The sequence below is a fragment of the Nodosilinea sp. E11 genome (genome assembly GCF_032813545.1).
GTDB lineage: Bacteria > Cyanobacteriota > Cyanobacteriia > Phormidesmidales > Phormidesmidaceae > Nodosilinea.
In genome coordinates, this window is sequence record NZ_CP136520.1 from 1,599,571 (window position 1) to 1,621,608 (window position 22,038).

Genomic DNA, 22,038 nt, shown 5'->3' on the forward strand with positions numbered 1-22,038 from the left:
TACAGGCAGCGCCTTTTTTTATAATCAAAGAGTAGCCGAATCGCCCCTGGCCTGGCTCCATCACTGTCTCTATCGCTACACCGTAGAGAGCCTAAAACGCGGGCCTGTACCACAGGAGCTTAACCGCTATGTTTAGCAAAATTTTGGTTGCGCTAGATAATTCTGTTCACCGCCAAGAGGTGCTCAAAAGAGCCCTTGATCTAGCTCAAGCTAATCGGGCTAACCTCATGCTGCTGCACGTGCTGTCGGCCTATGAAGACGGCAGCCCCGGCATTCCCATCCGGTCTTACCAGGCCTACTACCCCGTGCTCGAAGACTCGACCTGGCGGCTTTACCAACAGCGATGGGAAGAATTTGAGGCCCAGGGGCTAGCCCAACTGCGGCAAGAAGTCGATATTGCCCAAGCGGCTGAGGTCAGCGCCGAATTTACCCAGGTGTCTGGCGAACCGGCTCCTACTATCTGCAATGTTGCCAACTCCTGGGGAGCCGACCTAATTGTGGTCGGCAGCCACGGTCGCAGGGGCCTCAGCGAGCTGCTGCTCGGCAGCGTTAGCAACTATGTGATGCACCATGCCAACTGCTCAGTGCTGGTGGTGCACAACGGTGGGGCCAAAACCAGCGATCGCGAAGTAGCCGCCGCCATGGCCAGCACTTAACCCCATGGCCGACTGTGGATGTGGATCGATTAGCGCCAAACATGCCGCCCAGCGCAAAACCCTCTGGGTGCTGTTAGCGATCAATGCTGGGATGTTTGGCTTAGAGGCAGTGACCGGCTGGTGGGCTCAGTCGACCGCCCTACTGGCCGATTCTTTAGATATGCTGGCCGATGCAGCGGTCTACGGAGTGTCGCTCTACGCGGTCAGGCGATCGGCCTCGGCCCAGGCCCTAGCCGCGCGGCTGAGTGGTGGGCTACAAATCGCCCTGGCTCTATTGGTGCTACTAGATGGGGTGCGGCGCTTTACCCTGGGGCGCGAGCCCGAGCCGGGGTGGATGGTGGCGATTGGACTGGTGGCTCTGGTGGCCAACGTAGCCTGCCTGGTGCTGCTCGCCCGACACCGCAAAGAAGAGGTGCACATGCGAGCCAGCTGGATTTTTTCGAAGAACGACGTGATCGCCAACCTGGGCACGATCGCCGCCGGTTTTTTGGTCAGCCTGACGCGATCGCCCTGGCCTGACCTGGTGGTGGGCTGGCTAATTGGAGCGATCGTGCTCCATGGCGGGGTGTCAATTTTGCGCGCTGCCCGGCAACAGACCAGGGATGATTCTGGCGCTGCTTAGCCCGAATTATTCAAGCTCCTCCTCACTGCCCCCGCAACCCGGCCACGATCGCATTGACAATCACCGCATCGTTCCAGGCCGGGGGGTCTTCGCCCAGGCGCACAATCACCAGGTCCTCAGAGGGAATGACGTAGACCCGTTGGTGGTGGCGACCATCGAGATAAAACGTGTCGGCAGCGGCAAAGGGGGCCGACGAGGCCCGGTTCACCTGGGGATAGGCGTTGGTGCGGGCCTTCAGCCAGAGGTGCAGGCCAAAGGTCGGCTCCAGCGGCGACTCCCGCCGCATCTGCTCAATCCAGCCCTGGGGAATGACCTGGCTGCCGCCCACCTGGCCGTCGTGCAGCAGCAGTTGCCCCAGTCGCACCCAGTCGGGGGCAGTGGCGAAAAAGCAGCAAAAGGGTTTGGCGTGACCTCGCGGGCGATCGAGCCAGAGAAAGCCATCCCCGGCCCCCAAGGGCTGCCACAGGCGACTGCTGAGGTAGTCACCAAAGGATTCTCCCGTGGCCCGCTCTAGCACCAGACTGAGCAGTTGTGAGTTGAAGTTGTTGTAGTCAAACACCTCGCCAGGGGAGCCCTCTAGGGGTATACCCAGCGCCAGCTTTTGGGCATCGGACCCGCCATAGAGCTTGACCAGGTCAGACTCTAGGGTATCGGTGCGATCGTCGTTGCGTAGGCCCGACTGCATGTAGAGCAAGTCGGCGATGGTGATGTCGCCCCTGGGATCGTTGGCCCATTCGCTCAGGTAGGTACTAACTGGTTCCTGAATCGACGCAATTTTCCCTTCGTCGATCGCCACGCCGATCAGCAACGCCAGCAGGGTTTTGACCATCGACATGGAGTTGACCCGGTCGGTGGCCTGGTGGCCCTGCCAATACTGCTCTAGCACCAGGCGATCGCGGTGCATGACCAGCAGCGCCACCGAGTTTTGCGCCTCGGCAAACGCCAGCGCCGTCTGTAGTGCCTCAGAAGGAATTTCGGTTACCTCGGCCTGGGTCAGAGGTGGGGCCTGGGGGGCAATTCCGGCAACCCTTTGCTGGGGTCGATACCAGTCTGCCGAGGTGATCGGGCGATCGGGGTAGGTGAGCGATCGCGCCCACAGCCGCCAATCGACCGAAACCCGCAGTAGCCCGCCCACAGTCACTAACCCCACTACCGTCCACAGTCTGGGCCTGAGGAAAGATTTCGTCATGGTTTGTGCGATCGCTATCCCTGCTGTTCCAGGATAAGCACTTGATTTGCCGTTAGGGTGGTCAAGTTGGCGCACATGTATGTAACCATGCCCCGCTGCTCAACGAGTCAGGCCAAGGTTAACCCCAAACTCCAGGCTTCTTCGCGACGTCGCCAAGGGTCTACTGGCTATTCCAGATCCCAGGGTTCTGCTCGACGTCGCCAAAGGTCTACTGGCTGCCGGAGAACCCTGGGATCTGCTACCACCTACATGCCCATGATGCAGTAGCCAGAATCGACGTAAAGAATCTGCCCGGTCATACCCGTCGACAGGTCACTGCACAGAAAGGCCGCCGTATTGCCTACCTCGGTTTGGGTCACGGTGCGACGCAGCGGGGCAATTTCTTCCACATGGTGAATCATGTCAAGAATGCCACCCACTGCTGACGAAGCCAGGGTGCGAATGGGGCCAGCGGAAATGCCGTTGACGCGAATGTTATTGGGGCCAAGTTCAGAAGCGAGGTAGCGCACGTTCATTTCCAGCGCCGACTTAGCAATGCCCATAACGTTGTAGTTAGGCACCACCCGCACCCCGCCCAGGTAGGTGAGGGTGACAATGCTGCCGCCATCGGTCATCAGCGGTTTAGCCCCGCGCGCCAGGGTAATCAGCGAGTAGGCGCTGACATCGAGGGCTAGCTGAAAGCCGGCTTTAGAGGTATTGCTAAAGTCGCCGGTCAGGTCGTCGCGGTTGGCAAAGGCCAGACAGTGAATCAAAATATCGAGCTTGCCCCATTTCTCGCCAATGGTGCTAAACACCTGTTCTACCTGGGTTTCGTCCTGTACGTTGCAGGGCAAAAACAGACTGGGGTTGAGGGGGTCAACCAGGTCTTTGACCTTGCCTTCCATCTTGCCTCTTTCGTCGGGCAGGTAGGTGATGCCCAGGTTGGCCCCGGCGGCGTGGAGCTGTTGGGCAATGCCCCAGGCGATCGATCGATTGTTGGCAATGCCTGTTACCAAGGCATTTTTACCAGTCAGGTCTAGCATGGTGTCGTTACGTTTGGGCGGTGGTGATTCGCACTTAGGAGTTTACGGGAATGTGGGACTTGTGAATAGGGTACAGCCCGATAGAATGGGTAGGCTCAGGCACAAGTTTCCTGCCTGTTCTGTTGACGATTGCCAAAGGGGTGATCCCCCCACATGCTCTCGTCAAACATTCCTTTTGTAGCCCCCTTGGGAAGGGGAGCAGGAGGGATCAAACCCATGCCATCCACCAGTTCACCTAACGTTTACGGCTCCGCTACCCATGGAAGTTATCCCCGCTATCGATTTGATTGACGGTCGCTGTGTGCGGCTTTACCAGGGCGACTACGCCCAGACCGAGGTGTTTAACGACAACCCGGTGGAGGTGGCGCAGCAGTGGGTAGAGCAGGGGGCAACCCGGCTGCACCTAGTCGATCTCGATGGGGCTAAATCGGGCAAGCCGGAGAACTGGCAGGCTATAAAAGCCATTGTGCAGGCAGTGGATATTCCGGTGGAGGTGGGCGGGGGCTTGCGCGATCGCGCCCGAGTCACCGATCTATTCTCCCTAGGGGTGCGCTACGCCATTTTGGGGACGGCGGCGATCGAGAACCCTGAGCTAGTCAGCGATCTAGCTGGCGAATTTCCCGGCCAGATCATCGTCGGCATCGATGCCCGCGACGGCAAGGTGGCAACGCGGGGCTGGCTTGAGACATCAGAGGTGGATGCGATCGCCCTGGCCCAGCAGATGGAGCAACGGGGCGCAGCGGCGATTATCTACACCGATATTCAGCGCGACGGCACCCTCCAGGGGCCAAACATTCCGGCCATGCGATCGATGGCTGAGGCTGTGTCAATTCCGGTGATCGCCTCCGGCGGCGTCGGTGCCCTGCGCGACCTGCTCAGCCTGCTCGTGCTAGAACCCCAGGGGGTAGAGGGCGTTATTGTCGGGCGAGCGCTGTACACGGGAGATGTCAGCCTGAAGGAAGCTGTGCGGGCTGTGGGCAACGGGCGCTGGCAAGATGTGCCGCCGAATCTTGGTGGATCAACCTTTGCCTAGCCCCAACCTCGCGTTGGCGATCCGATCGTTCTCTGCCTAGATTAGATACCTCAAACTCTGAGACCCCAAAGCAAAAATCCCCGAACCTCAATGGTTCAGGGATTTTTGCTTTATGTAGTTGAATGCCAGGAGGCGGGCTTGAACCGCCGACACGAGGATTTTCAGTCCTCTGCTCTACCAACTGAGCTATCCCGGCTAGAGGGCGCAACTTTCAGCGCTCACTTAAGATAGCAAGCTGATGTCCCCCCTGACAAGAGCATAGCCAAAAAATCCTGAAGAAGCCTACCGCACCTCCCTTAAACGGGCCACCTTCAGGAAAAAGCGACCTGTGCCCTGACCAGCGTAGGCGCGTACCCGCACCGTATAGGTACCTGCCTCAGTGATGCGAGAAAACAGGAGGGAGTTGGTAGTGCCGTCGGGGCCGTCATCGTTCTCCCCCACGGTCACGCCGTCTTTGTTCATCAAGATGACAAGAGTGTCAAACTCGTCGGAGGTGACATCGATCGCCACTTGATCTCCAGCTTCTAAATACACCGTGTAGTCGCGGGCAAAGCCCCCGGCCCCAGTGGGAATATCTTGATCGCTCAGCGTGTCATTGACTTCTCGCGAGGCGGGCAGAGGGATAGGCGTATAGACACGAGCCTGCGCCTTGGCGGGCAGTGCCGTTAAAACACAGGCGGTTAAAGCCAAAGGAAGCAGCAGACTACGCTGAAGCCGAAGGTGAAATTGCATAGATTTTGAGGAAAGGGAGACAAAATTGCCCAAAGACAAAAGGTTGTGCCCATTGTCGTGCCCATTATGGCTCAAATTGCCCAATCAGGCAGTGAACTAAAAGAGTCTATACATACCCAGCCAGGCTCCTAGCGATCGCAGATTTCCGCGTGATCGCTGTCGAGATTCTTGGGCGATTCTTGGGGCGATCGCCGCCGGGCTGTCAGCGTCACACCTAGCCCAGTCCTTAAAAGCTGAGGCAGTTATTGCGTCGTTTCCCGATTTCGTTGCTACACTCACAGACGACCAACGCCGTAGGTAAGCCGCTTTTGTCCATGCTGGAGCGCCGACGTTATCGATCCTCGTCGTCAAGGCCTAAGCCTAGGCGCAGACGGCGGCGGGTGCCTCGCCGTTCGGCTGTCATGACCATGGCGCTGCTGAGCAGCACCCTGCTGCTGTTTGCCTTTCGCGGCGCCAGTGAGTACTGGCGATCGCCCCAAGAATTCGCCCAGCGCCCCGTCGGGCAAATTGTAAATCGGGCCGAAGTGGCTACAGGTATTCGCCAAATTCAAACCGCTAACGGTCGGCCTACCCTCAACCCCCTGCCCCTAGCCGAAGAAGTCTGGACCTGTGAGGTGGTGGTGATTGGCGGCACCCTGGGCGGAGTCGCCGCTGCCGCCCACGCAATGCAAACCGGCGTCACCACCTGCTTAATTGAGCTGACCCCGTGGCTGGGGGGGCAGGTGAGTTCTCAAGGCGTGTCGGCGATTGACGAGTCGCGGGCGATGCGATGGCGGCGCAATTTCTCCTCCAGTTGGGAATCGTTTAAGGCCCTGATTAAACGACAGCCCGTGTACCTGCCCGCATGGACGGGAATGCCTGCCCAGCTCACCGTCGAGCAAGTCAACAGCTGCTGGGTTGGTGAACTGTGCTTTACCCCCAGAGCGGGGGCCACAGCGGCTGAAATGCGCATGCGTGAGGCGGTCCAAAGTGCTCCCGAAAGCCGCTGGGCGACCTCAACGGCCTTTAAGGGAGCCGCCTTCGATGCCTCCGGTCGCTATGTAACGGCAGTCTATGGGGTGCGACGCATCCCCTTAGACGCGGGCTATGTGCCCACAGGACGGCTCTCCCAAGAGCTAGAACGGTGGTACGGCTGGTCTGACGACGAGGTCTATAACAAAATTCCGATTCGCCTCCAGCCACCGCCCAACCGATCAATGATTGTGATTGACGCCACCGACACCGGTGAGCTCGTGGGCTGGGCCAACCTCCCCCACCGGCTGGGATCTGATAGCCAGGCCTTTACCGGCGAAGTCAACGCGCCACCTAAAGACAACCCCGACTGCACCCAGGCCTACACCTATCCGTTTGTGCTGGCTACGCTCAACGACAAAAACGAGAGCCTCAACGAGCTGCGAGCCTTAGAGCCCGCCATGACTAAGGCTGAGCACCGCCAGGAGTTTGACCTAGAGGGGTTTCCGTTCTTTAGCTTTGGCAGCGTGTTTAACTACCGCCGCATTGTCAGCCAGGTGTCGGGCGATTCTAACGTCAACCTGACTCGCCCTGGCGAGATGACCCTTATTAACTGGAACAAGGGCAACGACTGGCACTTTATGGATCCGCCCCTGGTCTTTACCGAAGAAGATGTGCGGCTGTCGGGCCAGCGCCAGGACTGGCTGGGGGGGCTATCGGTAGAATCGCTCCACCACGGCGAGCTTCACGCGCTCATGTTTGCCGAGTGGCTGATAGAAACCGAAGCGACCAGCAAGCTGCCCCTAACCCTACTGCGGGGAGCCGATGCCCCGCTGGGCACTCAATCTGGGCTAAGCATGGTGCCCTACATTCGCGAGGGACGACGAATTTTGGGGCGTCCGGCCTACGGCCAAGATAGCTTTATGGCCGTAGAAGCTGACCTGCGCGAAGACATGACCGGAGGGCGCGATTTTAGCACTACGGCGGTGGCCCTCGCCCACTACGACATTGACATTCACGGCTGCCGCTATCGATCGTGGCGACCCACCTACGAGGCGGCGGGGGCCAGCATTAAAGAATTCGTGGTGCGACCGTTGCAGATTCCGTTAGAGGCGATGGTGCCCCAAGGGGTAGACAACGTGCTGATTGGCGGCAAAAGCGTCGCCGTTAGCCACATTGTCAATGGGGTGAGCCGGGTACACTACGGCGAGTGGAGCATTGGCGGGGCGGCGGGGGCAACAGCGGGCTGGTTGCTGCGCCACGCCAAGCCCTACGACCTGACCCCGGCCCAGGTAGTGGTGACGGGCCAAATGCCTGACCTGCAACAATTTTTGGTAGAGCAAGGGCTGCGGTTTACCTGGTAGCGATCGCCCACCAGCCCGCCCCACCCCTTGAGAGAATCTGGGCACTCCGCAGTTTGGCAAAGACACCTTGGTAACGTCGACCTTGGCCTATCCTAGAGGGTGCTGACCAGTAGAGTAGGGTGGGATCGATGGCAGAGGGCATGCGCCGAAGACGTGGGCTGGTCAGATGGGGGCGATCGCTAGCCCTGATCTTAATGCTGGCGCTGACTAGCTGTGCTATCCCGCAGCTCAAGGCTGAAGACCGACTGTTTGTGCCCATCACCGTCGATCTGCTCGATGTCTACAACCTACCGCCCCAAGAGTTTGAGGGCACCACGGTCGGCGGCCTGTCAGCCCTGAGCTACGATCGCCCCCGCAACCTGCTCTACGCCCTCTCCGACGATCGCAGTCGCTTTGGCCCCGCCCGTTTCTATACCCTGGCCGTCACCCTGGGGGGCAGCGCGAGCCAGCCCCGGTTCGACACCGTCAGCATCCAGTCGTTTACCCCCCTGCTCGATGCCGACGGCAACCCCTATCCTCGGGGCAGCGTTGACGCTGAAGGGATGGCCCTATCGCCCCGCGACACCCTATTCATCAGCAGCGAAGGGGATGTGCGGCAGAATGCACCGCCCTTTATCGGCGAGTTTGATCGCCAAACCGGGCAGATTATCACCACGCTGCGGCTGCCAGAACGCTATTTGCCCGACGACCCCGACACCCCCACCCAAGGGGTACAAAACAACCTGAGCTTTGAAGCGTTGACGATCGCTGGATCATCCAGCGGGGCAGGCATGATCGAGCCCTTTCGGCTGTTTGCGGCCACCGAGTCAGCCCTAGTGCAAGACTACAACGACGATCCTAGCCAACCCCTCAATGCTCGGTTTTTGCACTACCTAATCGGCGACGACCAGAGCACGCTAATTGCCGAGCACCGCTACCCGCTTGATCTGGAGCCCTCCGGAGCGGTAATCAATGGCCTCACAGCGCTGCTAGCGATCGACCCCGGCGGGCACTTTCTGGCCTTAGAGCGGGCTTTTGGCCTGCGGGGGCTACAGGTAAAGCTCTACCAACTAGCTACGGGCGGGGCCACCGATACTTCAACGATCGCTAGCTTGGCCGGGGATGTATCGGGTATTGCCCCCATTCGTAAACAGCTGGTGCTCGACTTTGCCGACACCCCCCTAGCGGTGGATAACCTGGAAGGTATGACCCTGGGGCCGCGCCTGCCCGACGGCAGCCAAAGCCTGCTGCTGGTCAGCGATAACAACTTTGAGGGCGATCGCGCTACCCAGCTAATTTTGCTGCGTTTGCAGATGTAATACCAATCGTCCATGCCGCCAAGACGACACCCCCAAACGATGAAAATTGTAGGGTGCATCCGCGCAGCGATGCACTGTCTCAGGGTTATCTTTAGAGCCAATCCGAATTGTATAGGCCTGATTTCGTCAGAGCCAAACTGTAGGGGCAAATGGCATTTGCCCTCCCAAGTAGGAGGTAACCAAACAGGATTGGGTATCAGGTAATTTCTAAGAAGAACGCCCCTGCATTGGGCAAACGGTTGTTTGCCCCTACGGTAGAACAACTCGTTGGTAGGGTATTTACTTTGCTGAGATCTCCTCAGACTTCTATCACGCGGAAATAGGGCACACAAAAACATCCTCTAGGCAATGGCTCACGCTCACTGGCCCAGAGGATGTTGCACGACCGCTCTCAGCAGCGATCGCAGAGAAACTGATTAGCTAGCCGCGCTGCCGATCGCCCCTTTGAGCGCCGCAATGCCTTGCTCGACGCTGGCCCACAGGCCCATGTCAGGCTCTTGACCCGCGATTTCACGGGTACCAACAAAGTAAAGTACGCCCTTGAGAACTTCTTGGTGAGCCCGGTTTTCAAAGTTAACTTTATTGAGCGGCTCCATGGCATCTTGAAGATCATCGCTCAAGGTTTGACCGACTTTGTGCAGCACCAAACCCGTCATAGTCTGCTGGTGCTTCAGCAATTCAAGCTGAAAAAACTTGTCGTACAGGGTCAATTCTGAACCCTGCATCATTTTGGTGACGGCCTCAGCATGTTTTTGGGTAATATCGCGCGGCTGTGCGGTGGAGCCTAGCTTAGTCCCAGCCTCTTCGATGGCGCTGAGGTTTTCGCGATCGCTCTTCAGCATTCCTTCGAGACGCTCACGAATGGTGTTGTCATCGGTGGCCGCCATTAGCTTTTGCTCGCTGTCAATCAAGACATTTTGGAAAAGCTTTAGATCGGCAAGCTTGGTTGATAAGGTCGTCATATCAGTCATAGATCTATCTCCTAACTGGAAGATTGTCAGTGCGTCACCACTCACAATCTTCATGATTCCGTGATAAATCAGGGGTACCCTCTCTCTTTGGAAAGGTTCGAGTCGAAAGCCTATCTACTGGCTACATTGATGACCCACCGATCAGGTTCTACACACCCAAATCTCCCTCCCAGCAGACCAGCATCTCCTTACCCGGTTGCTACCATAGCTATAGCGCTCAGGCTGTCGGCTTCTGTAGCTTTTTAACCAAGGGAATCATCGCCCATGTGTGGACGGTTTAGCCTCAATCAAACCGGTGATGACCTGGCCGATGCCTTTGACCTCAGGCCCACTCCTCCCGTCGTCCCGCGCTACAACATTGCCCCCAGCCAGCCCATCGCCACGGTAGTGGCCACCGCTGAAAACCCAGATCCCCATTTCGACTTTCGCCTGTGGGGGCTGATTCCCAGCTGGGCCAAAGACCCTACCATTGGCAACCGCATGATCAACGCCCGCGCCGAAACCGTGGCCGAGAAGCCCTCCTTTCGCGCCGCCTTCAAGCGCCGCCGCTGCCTGATCTTGGCTGATGGCTTTTACGAATGGGAAACCGTGCCGGGGCAGAAAACTAAGCAGCCCCACTACATCTTTCTCAAAGACCACGCGCCTTTTGCCTTTGCCGGGCTGTGGGAGCACTGGGCCGACCCAGCCAGCGGCAGCGAACTGCAAACCTGTACCATTCTCACCACCGCCCCTAATGCGCTAATGGAGCAAATCCACAATCGCATGCCGGTGATTTTGGCCCCCGACGACTATGCCCCCTGGCTCGATCCCGATTTTGATCAGCCGCAGATGCTCCAGGCTATGCTGCGCCCCTACGAGGCCGACGCGATGGATCGCTACCCGGTTTCGACAGTGGTGAATAAGCCCCAAAACGACTTACCCGACTGTCTCGAACCTTTAGATGAGGGGGTAGCAGAGAGCGATTAAAAGGGTTTGCCCTTTTCCTGGCGTTGACGTTGCAGTGCTTCCTCATACCACTCCAACTCGTCTAAAAAAGAGCCCAACCGTTTGACCAAGGCCGGATCTTGGGGAGAGCCTTCGGCATCAAGGGTATCCGTAATTTTTGAGATGGCAAACATTGATGAAATCGTCGGCATGCCCATCTCCCCCAGCATCACCCGCAGGTGAACGGCGGCCCGCACGCCCCCAAAGCCGCCCACCGAGTAAGACACAATCCCCGCCGGGCGAAAGTAATACTCTTCGAGGAAGTGATCCATCAGATTGCTCAACCCCGGCAGAACCGAGTGGTTGTATTCGCCCGTCACCACCACAAACCCATCGGCAGTGCGAATATGCTCGGCTAGCTCCTCCATTTTGGCCGGAGCCTGGCCGAGTTCGTACTCTTTATACATGCGGTCGAGCAGGCCAAAGTCGTACTCTAGGGCATCGGCAAACACGGTGGTGTGGCCACGCTGAGCTAGCTGATCGAGCAGAAATTTGGCCGCACGAATGCCGTTGCGATCGCGCCGGTAAGAGCCGTAGAACACTACTGTTTTAAATGCCATAAGCAGCCCCCGTGGATGGTCTGGGCCTAGGCTAGCGCACCAGCCGGGGATACAACCTCCCGCAAAAGGCGATCAGTCCAGCGGCCACCGTCACCAAAATTCCCAGGCTCAGCCCCAGGCTGTAGCTGCCCGCCGGTTCCACCAGCATCAGCTGGCGCAGGGCATCGACCATGTAGGTCAGCGGGTTGAGCCGCGACACCACCTGCAACCAGGCGGGCATGATCGCGATCGGATAGATCGCATTGCTGGCAAAGAACAGCGGCATCATCATCAGCTGTCCGACGCCCATCACCCGCTCGTGGGTCTGCGCCCAGCAGGCCACAATTAGCGAAAAAGTTGAAAACAGCGCCGCCCCCAGCATCACCACCAGGGCTACGCCGAGAATTGCTGCGGGGTTCCAGTTAATCCCCACCCCCATCAGCGCCGCCACAATATAGATGATCAGCAGTTGCGACAGGCAGCGCACCCCCGCCCCGATCGCCTTACCTAGCACCAAAGCCGACTTGGGGGCCGGGCTGACCATCAGCTTGTGCAAAATCCCCAAATCCTTCTCCCAGATCACCAGCAGCCCGGTGAAAATCGACATAAAAAGAACGCTCTGGGCCAAAATGCCCGGCGTCATAAAGTCGATGTAGCTCAAGTTACCGGTGGGGATGCCCCGCACCTGGGTAAACACCTGGCCAAAAATCGTTAGCCACAGCACCGGCTGCACCGCACGGGTAAACAGCTGAATCGGGTCGTGGCGCAGCTTGCGAACTTCCAGCTCGGCGGCGACTAGAGCCTTGGCCATGAAGTCTTCGACTGGGGCGGTCAGGCGGGGGCTAGCCCAGCCGTTTGGCGGTGCGTCGTGTAGTTGACGTGTCACGGTAGCGTCCTTCGGTTTCAGTACTGAGCGAGTTGCGGGTGTAGTGGATGAATACGTCATCCATGGTGGCTTCAGGGATGGGCACGGTGGCCTTGAGGGCGGCGGGGGTGCCGATCGCCACCTGCTGCCCCTGGTAGAGCATGGCAATGCGATCGCACAGCACATCGGCCTCTTCCATAAAGTGGGTGGTGAGAAACACCGTGGTGCCGTAGTCGCGCCGCAGCTGCAAGATCAAGTCCCACATGGTTTTGCGGGCCACGGGGTCGAGCCCCACGGTGGGTTCGTCGAGGAATAAAACCGGGGGCCGGTGCAGGGTAGCCTGGGCCATCTCCAGCCGCCGAATCATGCCGCCGGAGTAGGTATTCACCAGGCGGTGAGCCACTGAGTCTAGCCCCACATAGACCAGCGCCGCCTGAATGCGATCGAGCCGCTGTCGCCGGGGCACCCCATAGAGCTTGGCGAGAATCAGCAGGTTTTCATAGCCGGTCAGGGTGCCATCGACCGAGAGGGCCTGGGGCACATAGCCAATGCTGCGCTGCACCCCGCTAGGCTGGCGGCGAAGGTCATACCCGGCGATCGCAGCCCGGCCACTGCTGGCGGGCAACAGGGTCGTGAGCATTTTGATCAGCGTGCTCTTGCCCGCGCCATTTGGCCCTAGTAGGCCAAAGACTTCGCCCGGTTCTACCGTCAGGGAGAAGCCGTCTACCGCCGGTTTGGAGCCGAAGCGTTTAGTGAGTTCCTGGATGTCAATCATTTGTGTGGGAGTAGATGGGTAGAGAGTGGGTGGGTGGGGAGTGGAGAGAATTGGTTGAATGAGGGGCTGTTGTGACGAGATTCGATCCCCCCAACTTTCGCAGTCAAAAACCCACCCATTACCCCCCTTCACAAGGGGGGCAGGGGGGATCTCCGAAAGCATCCCCTTCGCACAGAACCCTCTCCCTCGAAACGTCTGGAAAAGTGCTCAGGCGATCAACCACCCCTTCATCAAACAGACCGCCCAAGATCGCCAGCCCCGCCTGCACCTGCTGAAGTTCGGCTGCCGTCAGCCCAGCTAGGCGATCGGCCACGGTTAATAGCGTCGCGTCGTAGACTCGCTCCATCTCCGCTGTGCCCTCGGGCGTCAGGGTGAGAATGATCCGCCGCCGTTCCTTCGGATCGCTTACTCTGTGGATCAGCCCTCGCTGCACCAGGCGCTCGACCATGGCCGACATGGTGGGCCGAGTGACGTCTAAATAGTCAGCCACTTCGGATAGGGAAGATTGCGATCGCCGCCGCAAAAAATACAGCACCCGCAGCTGCGACAGCGACAGATGGGGCTTGCCGTGGCGGCGAATGCCCGCCCGCAGAAATCGCGTCACCGCCGGTACTGCCGTCATCAGGTCTGCCGCACATTGGGCCGGGGTAAGGGCTTGGGTCACCACAGGCAATCAGCTCCAGCCAATAGTTAGTTTAGCTAACTGTTAGCTTAGCTCAGCATTTTTGAATTGTGGTCGTGGCAGGGTTAAGGGAGATCTGCTGACGACCCGCAATCTACTGACGACAGAAAAATACCCCACCTCTGAATCTTCCATTCGGTGGTTTACAGGGTCTCCAAACCTGGTAGATTGTCTTGGTATCGGCAAAATGAATGAAGCATTGATATGAAAGTCCTTGTAATTGGCGGCGACGGCTATTGCGGGTGGGCGACGGCCCTATACCTCTCCAATCGTGGCTACGAAGTCGGGATTCTTGATAGCTTAGTGCGTCGCCACTGGGATGCTCAGCTTCAGATTGAGACGTTAACCCCCATTGCCCCCATCCAAAGCCGCTTGCAGCGGTGGAAAGATCTCACCGGGAAGCACATCGACCTCTACGTAGGCGACATCAACGACTACTCCTTTTTAGAGGAGACGATGTTGGAGTTTGAACCCGGTGCGGTCGTGCACTTCGGTGAACAGCGATCAGCCCCCTTCTCGATGATCGACCGCGAGCACGCCGTACTGACCCAGGCCAACAACGTGCTGGGCAACCTCAACCTGCTCTACGTGCTGCGCGATCACTTCCCCGACTGCCACCTGGTCAAGCTGGGCACCATGGGCGAGTACGGCACCCCCAACATTGACATCGAAGAGGGCTACATCACCATTGAGCACAATGGTCGCAAAGACACCCTCCCCTACCCCAAGCAGCCCGGCTCCTTTTACCACCTCAGTAAGGTGCACGACTCTCACAACATCCACTTCGCCTGTAAGGTGTGGGGCCTGCGCGCCACCGACCTCAACCAGGGTGTGGTCTACGGCGTGCTCACCGAAGAAACCGGCATGGACGAGCTGCTGATCAACCGCCTCGACTACGACGGCGTGTTTGGTACCGCCCTCAACCGCTTCTGTGTGCAGGCGGCGGTGGGTCACCCCCTCACCGTCTACGGCAAGGGCAGCCAGACTCGCGCCTTCTTAGACATTCGCGATACCGTGCGCTGTGTCGAAATTGCGATCGCCAACCCCGGCGACCCCGGCATCTTCCGCGTGTTCAACCAGTTCACCGAAATGTTTAGCGTCGGCGATCTGGCCATGATGGTGAAGAAAGCGGGCAACACCCTGGGCGTCGATGTCGAAATCGACCACCTTGATAACCCCCGTGTTGAGGCCGAAGAGCACTACTTCAACGCCAAGAACACCAACCTGCTGGAACTGGGTCTACAGCCCCACATGCTGTCTGATTCGCTACTCGACAGCCTGCTCAACTTCGCCGTCAAGTACAAAGATCGCGTTGACAAGAACCAGATTCTGCCCAAGGTTCAGTGGCGACGCAGCTAGCGTAGATGGGTGGATGGGTAGAGGAGTAGATGAGTTGGTTCAACGTCACTGAACACAGATGTCTCTGGCCAACTCGAATGCTTCCTAAACTCATCCACCCGCCCACTCATCCACCCGCCCACCCATCCACCCGATCACCCCCCGAAGCCCCTATGCGGATTGCTCTCTTCACCGAGACCTTTTTGCCGAAAGTTGACGGCATCGTGACCCGTCTCAAGCACACCGTCGATCACTTGCAGCGTCAGGGCAATCAGGTATTGGTGTTCTCCCCCGAAGGCGGGCTGACCGAGTATCGAGGAGCAAAAATCCACGGCGTGTCGGGGTTTCCGCTACCGCTCTACCCAGAGCTTAAGCTAGCGCTGCCAAGACCCTCCATCGGCGAAGCGCTGGAAGCTTTTCAACCCGATTTAGTCCATGTGGTCAACCCGGCAGTCTTAGGATTGGCGGGCATTTATTACAGCAAAACCATGGATCTCCCCCTGGTGGCGTCGTACCACACCCACCTGCCCAAGTACCTAGAGCACTACGGCCTGGGTATGCTCGAAGGGGTGATGTGGGAGCTGATCAAGGCCATGCACAACCAGGCCCAGATCAACTTAGTCACCTCCACCGCTATGCAGTCTGAACTATCAGAGCACGGCGTTGAGAATATTGAAGTGTGGCAGCGGGGGGTTGATACCGAGCTGTTTCGACCAGAGTTGGCCAGTGCCGAGATGCGCGATCGCCTCTCAGAGGGCAACCCCGACGCCCCCCTGCTGCTCTATATTGGGCGGCTCTCGGCAGAAAAAGAAATTGACCGCATCAAGCCTGTGCTCCAGGCCATTCCCAATGCTCGCTTGGCGCTGGTGGGCGACGGCCCCTACCGCACCGAGCTAGAGGCCCACTTTGAGGGTACGCCCACCAACTTTGTCGGCTACCTGGGCGGCGAAGACCTGGCCGCCGCCTACGCCTCCGCCGATGCCTTTGTCTTCCCCTCCCGTACCGAGACCCTGGGCCTGGTGCTACTGGAAGCGATGGCGGCGGGCTGTCCGGTGGTGGCGGCGAACTCCGGCGGCATCCCTGACATTGTCACCGACGGGGTGAATGGCTTTTTGTTTGACCCAACCGATGAAGAGGGGGCGATCGCCGCTACCCGCCGCCTGATCGAAGCCAAGGCTGAGCGCGAGTTGATGCGCCGCAACGCCGTTGCCGAAGCCGAGCGGTGGGGCTGGTCGGCGGCGACCCGGCAGCTTCAGCAGTTTTATCGGCAGGTGCTGGCTGGGCGATCGCTGCCGATGGCTGCTTAGAAGGGTTCTGGGTAAGCAAAACTGGTTACCGGTTTCTTTGAGCCAAGGTAGTCATGGCCCAGTTCGTTGTCTGCGGATAATCAGGATGGTGGGCAGTGCCCACCCTACGGATTAGCTAGCGCTCGGGTAGGGTGGGCACTGCCCACCATCAGCCGTCCTAGGGTAGGCATTACCCACCAGCCCTGTCAAAGTGGGGCTGGTTTAGGGGGTGATCCCTCAGATTAACCGCTGAGCCTTGGACGTCTAGTCCTAGGCTCAAAGCAGACATCCTCTGAAGAGGATTACAATCGGGCTCTCCAGTCTGCTCTAGCAGACTTTTGCTATGAGCCAGGGGAAGGTTTCAACTGACCTTGATTTCTTGCAGAAAATCGAGCCAGAATGAAGCTATAGCAACGGTGAATACCTGCTCCTATGACTGCCACCACTCCGCAATTTCGGTCTCCTGCTCCGTCAGATCAGCCCAGCTTGAGCGCTCAACGGTCGGAGCTAGCGGTGGATGTGGCCATTGTCGGCGGCGGCATTGTGGGGCTGACTCTGGCGGCGGCGCTGGCCCCAAGCGGCATGCAGGTAGCCGTCATTGAAGCTCAAACAGCGGCGGGGGCGGCCTCCCGCCAGCGGGCCTATGCTTTTTCGCTGACCTCAGCGGATATTTTCAAGGGTCTGGGGCTATGGCCGCAGATCGGGCCGCACATCTGTCACTTCGACAAGGTGCAGCTCTCCGATGGCGACTACGCCAGGGTGGTACAGTTTTTGCCGACCGACCTGGGCACCGAGGCGGTGTACTACGGGGCCGAGCATGGGGTGCTGATGGCGGCACTGCAAGGGGCGATCGCGGCTTTGCCTAACATTCACTACCTCTGCTCGGCCACCCTGGGAGATATCCACGACCGGGGAAATGGCACTGTGGCTGAGGTGAGTTTGCCGGAGGGGAAGATTGCAGTGCGATCGCCCCTGTTTGTTGCCGCCGATGGCAAAGGCTCACTGTTGCGGCAGCGGGCCGGTATTGGCAGCTTTGGCTGGCGCTACCCGCAGTCCTGCGTTACCGCTGTGCTCGAACCCGAGCATTCGCACCAAAACACCGCCTACGAGCGGTTTTGGCCCAGCGGCCCCTTTGCCATTCTGCCCCTGCCGGGCCAGCGCTGCCAGATCGTGTGGACCGCTCCCCACGCCGAGGCCGAAGCCATTCTAGCAATGCCCGAAGCCGAGTTTATGGCCGAGCTAGAGCGGCGCTATGGCCACCAGATGGGGCGGCTCAAGCGGCTGACAGCCCCAGCATTATTTCCGGTACAGCTGATGCAGTGCGATCGCTATGTGCTGCCTCGCTTGGCCCTGGTGGGCGATGCGGCCCACAGTTGTCACCCCGTCGGCGGCCAGGGGCTTAACATGGGTATTCGCGATGCCGCCGCCCTCTCCGAGGTACTGATTGCGGCCTATCACCGGGGTCAAGACCTTGGCAGTGTGGCTGTGCTGCGGCGCTACGAGCGTTGGCGGCGACTCGAAAACTGGGTGATTCTCACTTTTACCGACGTGCTTACCCGCCTGTTCTCCAACCAGGTGTGGCCATTGGTGGTACTACGGCGCGGAGGGCTGTGGGTACTCAGTTCTGTAGCTCCCCTTAAACGCTTAGCGCTGCGGCTGATGACCGGTCGCCTAGGGCGGGTGCCCCAGCTAGCCAAAACAAAATCGTGAGACTAAGACCTGTGTGTAGAGCCATGAAGTAAATCCAACCTGGTATTTCTTACCGCCCTACAATTAATCAGTACCTTATCGGCTTAATGTTATGTCTGTAGAAACCGTCGGCAGCCCGCCCCCCGAGGCCGATCGCGTACGATCTGTGCTACAAGAACAACTGCCGCAGATCATCGCCAGCTTCAACCAGGTCTTAAAAGACCAGTACGGCATTGAGGGCATTAGCGTGGGCGGGTTTACCGTAGTGCCCGAGAGCGCGGTGTCGTCTAAAGTGACCTGTGATCAAGATGGCTGCTCGGTCAGCGAGTAGTGTGCTAGGGGGGTAGTGCTATTCAGCGGCAGCGCCACCCTCACCAATGAGAGTGGCGCTACTTTAGTTAGGGGATTAAGAGACGTTTAGTTGCTGGCGATCGCATCGACGGTCAGGTCTGAGCGCAGGATGAGGTCGAGTTCGCTCGGGCGAATCACTACCACCGCACTGTTAGATGTGGGCTGGTTTTCACCTGTGATAATCGAGCCGACGACGCTACCAATGGTGCGATTACCGGTGATGGTGGTCAAAATTGACTCAGCAGCCCCCGTGATCAGCGCCCCTTGCAGCGTGCCACTGTTGACGGTATTGGTCGCTGCGATCGGGCTCGATTCGGCATTGATGGGGTAGGTGCGCCCGTTAATCGTGAGGTTGTCGGCCACAAACCTAGCGGCTGTCACCGTAGCCCCGCGAATTTCAACCGGCACAATGCGCCCCTGAACAGTGCTGCCGACGGGAATGAGCACCTGATTTTGGCTATTGCGAACGGGTTCAGTAATTTGCAGACTCGTGGCTACGGTCTGACCAGGGGCAACCACAATATCTACATCCGCATTGGGATAGCGCACATCTAGCTGGGTGCCGTTGGGCACCAACCGTGGCGAGTTGCTCGTTTGGCCCGATCCAGAACCCGAGCCAGCGCCGGGGGTGGGGGCGGTACCCACAATGTAGTTGCTGGCGCTCAGCCCAGCTTGCAAAGCGGGCATGCGACCCTGGGCCACCAGAGCCTGGTAGATAAAGGCGGCCACATCGGCGCGGGTGGCGGTGCGCTGGGGGCCTAGCACATCGACGTTGGGATAGTTGACCACTAGACGGTTCTGGGTGGCGGCGGCAACGGGGCCTTGGCCATACTCAGGAATTTGGCCGCGATCGCGGTAGACGCCCAACACCTCATTCACCGAACCGCTAGAGTTGTAGTTGAGGCCATTAGCCAGCGCCACCAGCACCTGCACCCGAGGAATCTGGGTTTCGGGTTGAAATGCGCCGTTGGGGTAGCCAGACATAAATCCTTGACTGTAGGCGTCGGCGATCGCAGCGCTGGCCCAGTAGTTGCTCGGCACATCGCTAAAGCGGGGAGCGGTGCGATCGAGGGGCTGCTGAAAAGCGTTGCGCACAATGGCAGCAAACTGGGCACGGGTCACCGGCTGGTCGGGCCGAAAGGTGCCGTCGGGGAAACCAGCAATGATCTCCTCATTGGCCAGGTTTTCAATAAAGGGACGAGCCCAGTAATTGGTGCTAACGTCGTCAAATTGGGCAGTTTGCGCCGTAGCGGGTAGGGCAAAAGTGGCTACCGCCACCGCTCCTAGCGTAGCTAAGGTAGCTGTTCTCGCCGATTGATTCAGTACGGTGCTCATGAGTAAACGTCCTTAAAAGCGGAGTGTTAATGCAATATCAATGGAGGGTAAAATTGACCGCAGCAAACTAGCTCAGGACTAGCCGGAACTGGTTAGAGACGGTTGATGTAGAGCCTGACCGTTTCCCTGAGGCATGTTGGGCCAGCCAGACTGGAAGCAGAGGGTGGTGGTTGGCCTGCCGGTGGAAACCGCGTGGAAACCGTTTTGTACCAAATCCGAATTGCATAACCCCGGTTCAGCCGGGGGTTAACCAAACAGGATTCGGTCAATGGCTATTGTGCCTTTAGTCACCAGACCATCCGCACCAGGTCGCTGTTCCCCGGTTTTGGGCCGTTAGCCCAGACGACTCAATAAATCAGTCTAAGGAGATAGCGCGATCGGTTAGGGATGGCAGGAATAGCGCAATTGCCCTCTTGTTCTCTCCCTGTCGTTGTTGAACTAGTGTAGTTATTGCTGCTCCGGAGCACCTGTACCGACCGGTAGGCTCTGGCCCCGCCCTTAGCAAGAGATGGCCAGCACCCACTCGGCCAGCATCCCTTAAACTTGAGTCACACAAGATGAGTCTTACCGAGAATCTCCCCTCCGTTCACTCATACCAAATCCGATTTGGTAAACCCCGGTTCATAATCAGGAACCCCGTAGGGGCGTAGCCTGCTACGCCCCTACAAATCGGGGATATTTATTCAGGATTCAGTATCAGCACTCAACCCACTATGAAAGCCGTTGCCCTAACCGAGTATTTGCCCATCAGCGACCCGCGATCGCTGTTCGATGCTGACCTACCCCAGCCCCAGCCTACCGGGCATGACCTGCTGGTGCGAGTCGAGGCGGTGTCGGTCAACCCTGTCGATACCAAGGTGCGTGCCCCCAAAGACAAGGTAGAAGACACTCCCAAAGTGCTGGGCTACGATGCCGCTGGCGTGGTCGAAGCCGTGGGCGATGCCGTCACCCGCTTTCAGCCGGGGGATGCCGTCTACTACGCTGGCGATATCACCCGGCCTGGCTCCAATGCCGAGTTTCAGCTGGTGGATGAGCGAATTGTGGGCCACAAACCCCAAAGCCTCTCCTTGGCCGAGGCCGCAGCGCTGCCCCTGACCACGATCACCGCCTGGGAGGCCCTGTTTACCCGGCTGGGCATCAACCGGGCCGGGGGTAACCGGGGCGATTCAATTTTGATCATTGGCGGGGCCGGGGGAGTGGGGTCGATCGCCATTCAGCTCGCCAAGCTGGCAGGACTGGTGGTGATTGCCACCGCCTCGCGCCCCCAGTCCCAGGCATGGGCAAAAGCCATGGGAGCCGACCACGCCGTCGATTACAGCGACGCCCTGATTGAAGAAATGGCCCAGCTTGGCCACCGCGAGGTCGATTTTATCGCCAACTTCAACAATACCGATGCCTACTGGGGGGTGATGGCCGAGCTGATTCGGCCCCAGGGCAAAATCGTCGGCATCGTCGGCAACACCGACCCCCTCGACCTAAATTTGCTCAAAAACAAAAGCGCCACCTTCGCCTGGGAATTTATGTTCACCCGCTCGATGTACCAAACCGCCGATATGGCCGACCAGGGCCACCTGCTCGACGAGGTGGCGGCCCTAATCGATGCGGGCAAGCTACGCACTACGTTGCAACAAACGCTCTCACCGATCAATGCCGCCAACCTGCGCCAGGCCCACGCCCAGCTTGAGTCGGGGCGCACGATTGGCAAGCTAGTGCTGGCGGGGTGGGGGTAGTCAACGCCTTACTTGATCGAAACCCGGCCATCGGCTTCGATGGTAATGCTGCGATCGCTCGGTTCGCTAGGGGCGTCAAACAACTCTACCCGCAGAGTGGTGGGGTTAGGGCGGTTCAATCGTGCCCGCACGGGCAACCGCTCCTGCGACCAAAAAAACACCGAGGGGTTGGGCTGAGTCGTCCAGCCCACCTGGGTTTCGATGGTGTTGCCGGTGTAGAGCAGGCGGGGGCCGAGCCGGGGCGGCTGCTCTAGGCTGAGGGGGCGACTGCCCACATTGACAACCTGAATGGTGATGCGATCGCCCGGCGTAAACTGAATCTGCCCCGACTTACAATTCACGGTGCAGGGGGTGGCCAGGGCCACAGGCACAGTCCACAGCCAGGCCAGCAGCCCCAGCCCAACTCCTCCCAGCAACCATCCAGCGGGCAAAAGCGATTTCACAGCAACGATCCTCCAGTAACGATTCCCATAGGGTGGAACAGATCTTTATTTAGCCGTTGGTGTGTTGCCCTGGGGCCTTGTCTACACATCTCGTAGGAATTGAGAGAGTGCAATGGGGTGCATCCCACTTTTGTAGCTGCCTGCGTCATTCCCGCGCGGGAATCCATTCGGGAGCCAGATGCC

At 58.8% G+C, this 22,038-nt stretch carries 21 protein-coding genes and 1 tRNA gene; 11 read left to right on the plus strand and 11 right to left on the minus strand.

The window, feature by feature from the left end:
- Window positions 1-128 precede the first annotated feature (128 nt).
- Both RRF56_RS09470 and RRF56_RS09475 read left to right on the plus strand, forming a co-directional pair.
- Window positions 129-656 (plus strand): universal stress protein, encoded by a 528-nt coding sequence (locus RRF56_RS09470; RefSeq protein ID WP_317037394.1) that lies wholly within the window; start codon window positions 129-131, stop codon window positions 654-656.
- A gap of 4 nt (window positions 657-660) precedes the next feature.
- Window positions 661-1,278, plus strand: coding sequence for a cation diffusion facilitator family transporter (locus tag RRF56_RS09475; RefSeq protein ID WP_317037395.1), 618 nt, complete (start codon window positions 661-663; stop codon window positions 1,276-1,278).
- 22 nt (window positions 1,279-1,300) lie between these two features.
- On the opposite strand, the gene RRF56_RS09480 is transcribed toward RRF56_RS09475, so the two are convergent.
- Together RRF56_RS09480 and fabI are read right to left on the minus strand one after the other, a co-directional pair.
- The gene (locus tag RRF56_RS09480) at window positions 1,301-2,467 is read right to left on the minus strand and encodes a serine hydrolase (RefSeq protein ID WP_317037396.1); all 1,167 of its coding nucleotides are present in this window, start codon (window positions 2,465-2,467) and stop codon (window positions 1,301-1,303) included.
- Window positions 2,468-2,712: 245 nt separating this feature from the next.
- Window positions 2,713-3,489, minus strand: a complete 777-nt coding sequence (gene fabI, locus RRF56_RS09485) for an enoyl-ACP reductase FabI (protein ID WP_317037397.1) — start codon at window positions 3,487-3,489, stop codon at window positions 2,713-2,715.
- A 259-nt stretch (window positions 3,490-3,748) separates the two neighbouring features.
- Here fabI and hisA point away from each other — a divergent pair, with 259 nt between their 5' ends.
- Entirely contained in the window at window positions 3,749-4,522 is a 774-nt protein-coding gene (gene hisA, locus RRF56_RS09490; protein ID WP_317037398.1) for a 1-(5-phosphoribosyl)-5-[(5-phosphoribosylamino)methylideneamino]imidazole-4-carboxamide isomerase, read from the plus strand.
- Window positions 4,523-4,645: 123 nt separating this feature from the next.
- Here hisA and RRF56_RS09495 read toward each other — a convergent pair.
- Both RRF56_RS09495 and RRF56_RS09500 read right to left on the minus strand, forming a co-directional pair.
- Window positions 4,646-4,718 (minus strand) — tRNA-Phe (locus RRF56_RS09495).
- An 86-nt stretch (window positions 4,719-4,804) separates the two neighbouring features.
- Window positions 4,805-5,254 (minus strand): PPC domain-containing protein, encoded by a 450-nt coding sequence (locus RRF56_RS09500; protein WP_317037399.1) that lies wholly within the window; start codon window positions 5,252-5,254, stop codon window positions 4,805-4,807.
- Between the two features lie 380 nt (window positions 5,255-5,634).
- Here RRF56_RS09500 and RRF56_RS09505 point away from each other — a divergent pair, with 380 nt between their 5' ends.
- Complete coding sequence (locus RRF56_RS09505) at window positions 5,635-7,569, plus strand: FAD-dependent oxidoreductase (protein WP_317037400.1); 1,935 nt, start codon at window positions 5,635-5,637, stop codon at window positions 7,567-7,569.
- Window positions 7,570-7,709: 140 nt separating this feature from the next.
- Entirely contained in the window at window positions 7,710-8,867 is a 1,158-nt protein-coding gene (locus RRF56_RS09510; RefSeq protein ID WP_317037401.1) for an esterase-like activity of phytase family protein, read from the plus strand.
- Between the two features lie 416 nt (window positions 8,868-9,283).
- Here RRF56_RS09510 and RRF56_RS09515 read toward each other — a convergent pair whose 3' ends face one another.
- The gene (locus RRF56_RS09515; protein ID WP_317037402.1) at window positions 9,284-9,838 is read right to left on the minus strand and encodes a hemerythrin HHE cation-binding protein; all 555 of its coding nucleotides are present in this window, start codon (window positions 9,836-9,838) and stop codon (window positions 9,284-9,286) included.
- A 264-nt stretch (window positions 9,839-10,102) separates the two neighbouring features.
- Here RRF56_RS09515 and RRF56_RS09520 point away from each other — a divergent pair, with 264 nt between their 5' ends.
- Window positions 10,103-10,804: an SOS response-associated peptidase gene (locus tag RRF56_RS09520; protein ID WP_317037403.1), complete on the plus strand. Its 702-nt coding sequence runs from the start codon at window positions 10,103-10,105 to the stop codon at window positions 10,802-10,804.
- Here the strand turns inward: RRF56_RS09520 and RRF56_RS09525 are convergent.
- From RRF56_RS09525 to RRF56_RS09540, 4 genes are all read right to left on the minus strand, one after another.
- Window positions 10,801-11,382, minus strand: a complete 582-nt coding sequence (locus tag RRF56_RS09525) for an NAD(P)H-dependent oxidoreductase (RefSeq protein WP_317037404.1) — start codon at window positions 11,380-11,382, stop codon at window positions 10,801-10,803. The two genes, RRF56_RS09520 and RRF56_RS09525, sit on opposite strands and share 4 nt — an antisense overlap.
- A gap of 31 nt (window positions 11,383-11,413) precedes the next feature.
- Window positions 11,414-12,247, minus strand: coding sequence for an ABC transporter permease (locus tag RRF56_RS09530; RefSeq protein ID WP_317037405.1), 834 nt, complete (start codon window positions 12,245-12,247; stop codon window positions 11,414-11,416).
- On the minus strand, window positions 12,204-13,001 hold the full coding sequence (locus RRF56_RS09535) for an ABC transporter ATP-binding protein (protein ID WP_317037406.1): 798 nt from the start codon (window positions 12,999-13,001) through the stop codon (window positions 12,204-12,206). The genes RRF56_RS09530 and RRF56_RS09535 overlap by 44 nt, the downstream gene beginning before the upstream one ends.
- A 118-nt stretch (window positions 13,002-13,119) precedes the next feature.
- Window positions 13,120-13,668, minus strand: a complete 549-nt coding sequence (locus RRF56_RS09540; RefSeq protein ID WP_317037407.1) for a MarR family transcriptional regulator — start codon at window positions 13,666-13,668, stop codon at window positions 13,120-13,122.
- Window positions 13,669-13,887: 219 nt separating this feature from the next.
- Between RRF56_RS09540 and RRF56_RS09545 the strand changes: the two genes are divergently transcribed.
- The 4 genes from RRF56_RS09545 to RRF56_RS09560 all read left to right on the plus strand — a co-directional run bounded on the left by RRF56_RS09545 (window position 13,888) and on the right by RRF56_RS09560 (window position 18,327).
- Window positions 13,888-15,042, plus strand: a complete 1,155-nt coding sequence (locus tag RRF56_RS09545; RefSeq protein ID WP_317037408.1) for an NAD-dependent epimerase/dehydratase family protein — start codon at window positions 13,888-13,890, stop codon at window positions 15,040-15,042.
- Between the two features lie 152 nt (window positions 15,043-15,194).
- On the plus strand, window positions 15,195-16,328 hold the full coding sequence (locus RRF56_RS09550) for a glycosyltransferase family 1 protein (RefSeq protein WP_317037409.1): 1,134 nt from the start codon (window positions 15,195-15,197) through the stop codon (window positions 16,326-16,328).
- A 411-nt stretch (window positions 16,329-16,739) separates the two neighbouring features.
- The gene (locus RRF56_RS09555) at window positions 16,740-18,017 is read left to right on the plus strand and encodes an FAD-dependent hydroxylase (protein ID WP_317037410.1); all 1,278 of its coding nucleotides are present in this window, start codon (window positions 16,740-16,742) and stop codon (window positions 18,015-18,017) included.
- A 91-nt stretch (window positions 18,018-18,108) separates the two neighbouring features.
- Window positions 18,109-18,327 carry a hypothetical protein gene (locus RRF56_RS09560; protein ID WP_317037411.1) on the plus strand — a complete coding sequence of 73 codons (219 nt, stop codon included), beginning with the start codon at window positions 18,109-18,111 and terminating at the stop codon, window positions 18,325-18,327.
- A gap of 86 nt (window positions 18,328-18,413) precedes the next feature.
- Here RRF56_RS09560 and RRF56_RS09565 read toward each other — a convergent pair whose 3' ends face one another.
- Entirely contained in the window at window positions 18,414-19,682 is a 1,269-nt protein-coding gene (locus tag RRF56_RS09565; protein ID WP_317037412.1) for an S-layer homology domain-containing protein, read from the minus strand.
- A 713-nt stretch (window positions 19,683-20,395) separates the two neighbouring features.
- On the opposite strand from RRF56_RS09565, the gene RRF56_RS09570 reads away from it, so the two are divergent.
- On the plus strand, window positions 20,396-21,412 hold the full coding sequence (locus RRF56_RS09570) for a zinc-binding alcohol dehydrogenase family protein (protein ID WP_317037413.1): 1,017 nt from the start codon (window positions 20,396-20,398) through the stop codon (window positions 21,410-21,412).
- 8 nt (window positions 21,413-21,420) lie between these two features.
- On the opposite strand, the gene RRF56_RS09575 is transcribed toward RRF56_RS09570, so the two are convergent.
- Entirely contained in the window at window positions 21,421-21,855 is a 435-nt protein-coding gene (locus RRF56_RS09575) for a hypothetical protein (RefSeq protein ID WP_317037414.1), read from the minus strand.
- Window positions 21,856-22,038 lie beyond the last annotated feature (183 nt).

Excerpts from the sequence above, each read along its gene's own strand:
- RRF56_RS09470 (WP_317037394.1), top strand. The coding sequence starts at position 129 with ATGTTTAGCAAAATTTTGGTTGCGCTAGATAATTCTGTTCACCGCCAA.
- RRF56_RS09475 (WP_317037395.1), top strand. The coding sequence starts at position 661 with ATGGCCGACTGTGGATGTGGATCGATTAGCGCCAAACATGCCGCCCAG.
- RRF56_RS09480 (WP_317037396.1), bottom strand. The coding sequence starts at position 2,467 with ATGACGAAATCTTTCCTCAGGCCCAGACTGTGGACGGTAGTGGGGTTA.
- fabI (WP_317037397.1), bottom strand. The coding sequence starts at position 3,489 with ATGCTAGACCTGACTGGTAAAAATGCCTTGGTAACAGGCATTGCCAAC.
- hisA (WP_317037398.1), top strand. The coding sequence starts at position 3,749 with ATGGAAGTTATCCCCGCTATCGATTTGATTGACGGTCGCTGTGTGCGG.
- RRF56_RS09500 (WP_317037399.1), bottom strand. The coding sequence starts at position 5,254 with ATGCAATTTCACCTTCGGCTTCAGCGTAGTCTGCTGCTTCCTTTGGCT.
- RRF56_RS09510 (WP_317037401.1), top strand. The coding sequence starts at position 7,710 with ATGCGCCGAAGACGTGGGCTGGTCAGATGGGGGCGATCGCTAGCCCTG.
- RRF56_RS09515 (WP_317037402.1), bottom strand. The coding sequence starts at position 9,838 with ATGACTGATATGACGACCTTATCAACCAAGCTTGCCGATCTAAAGCTT.
- RRF56_RS09520 (WP_317037403.1), top strand. The coding sequence starts at position 10,103 with ATGTGTGGACGGTTTAGCCTCAATCAAACCGGTGATGACCTGGCCGAT.
- RRF56_RS09525 (WP_317037404.1), bottom strand. The coding sequence starts at position 11,382 with ATGGCATTTAAAACAGTAGTGTTCTACGGCTCTTACCGGCGCGATCGC.
- RRF56_RS09535 (WP_317037406.1), bottom strand. The coding sequence starts at position 13,001 with ATGATTGACATCCAGGAACTCACTAAACGCTTCGGCTCCAAACCGGCG.
- RRF56_RS09545 (WP_317037408.1), top strand. The coding sequence starts at position 13,888 with ATGAAAGTCCTTGTAATTGGCGGCGACGGCTATTGCGGGTGGGCGACG.
- RRF56_RS09550 (WP_317037409.1), top strand. The coding sequence starts at position 15,195 with ATGCGGATTGCTCTCTTCACCGAGACCTTTTTGCCGAAAGTTGACGGC.
- RRF56_RS09555 (WP_317037410.1), top strand. The coding sequence starts at position 16,740 with ATGACTGCCACCACTCCGCAATTTCGGTCTCCTGCTCCGTCAGATCAG.
- RRF56_RS09560 (WP_317037411.1), top strand. The coding sequence starts at position 18,109 with ATGTCTGTAGAAACCGTCGGCAGCCCGCCCCCCGAGGCCGATCGCGTA.
- RRF56_RS09565 (WP_317037412.1), bottom strand. The coding sequence starts at position 19,682 with ATGAGCACCGTACTGAATCAATCGGCGAGAACAGCTACCTTAGCTACG.
- RRF56_RS09570 (WP_317037413.1), top strand. The coding sequence starts at position 20,396 with ATGAAAGCCGTTGCCCTAACCGAGTATTTGCCCATCAGCGACCCGCGA.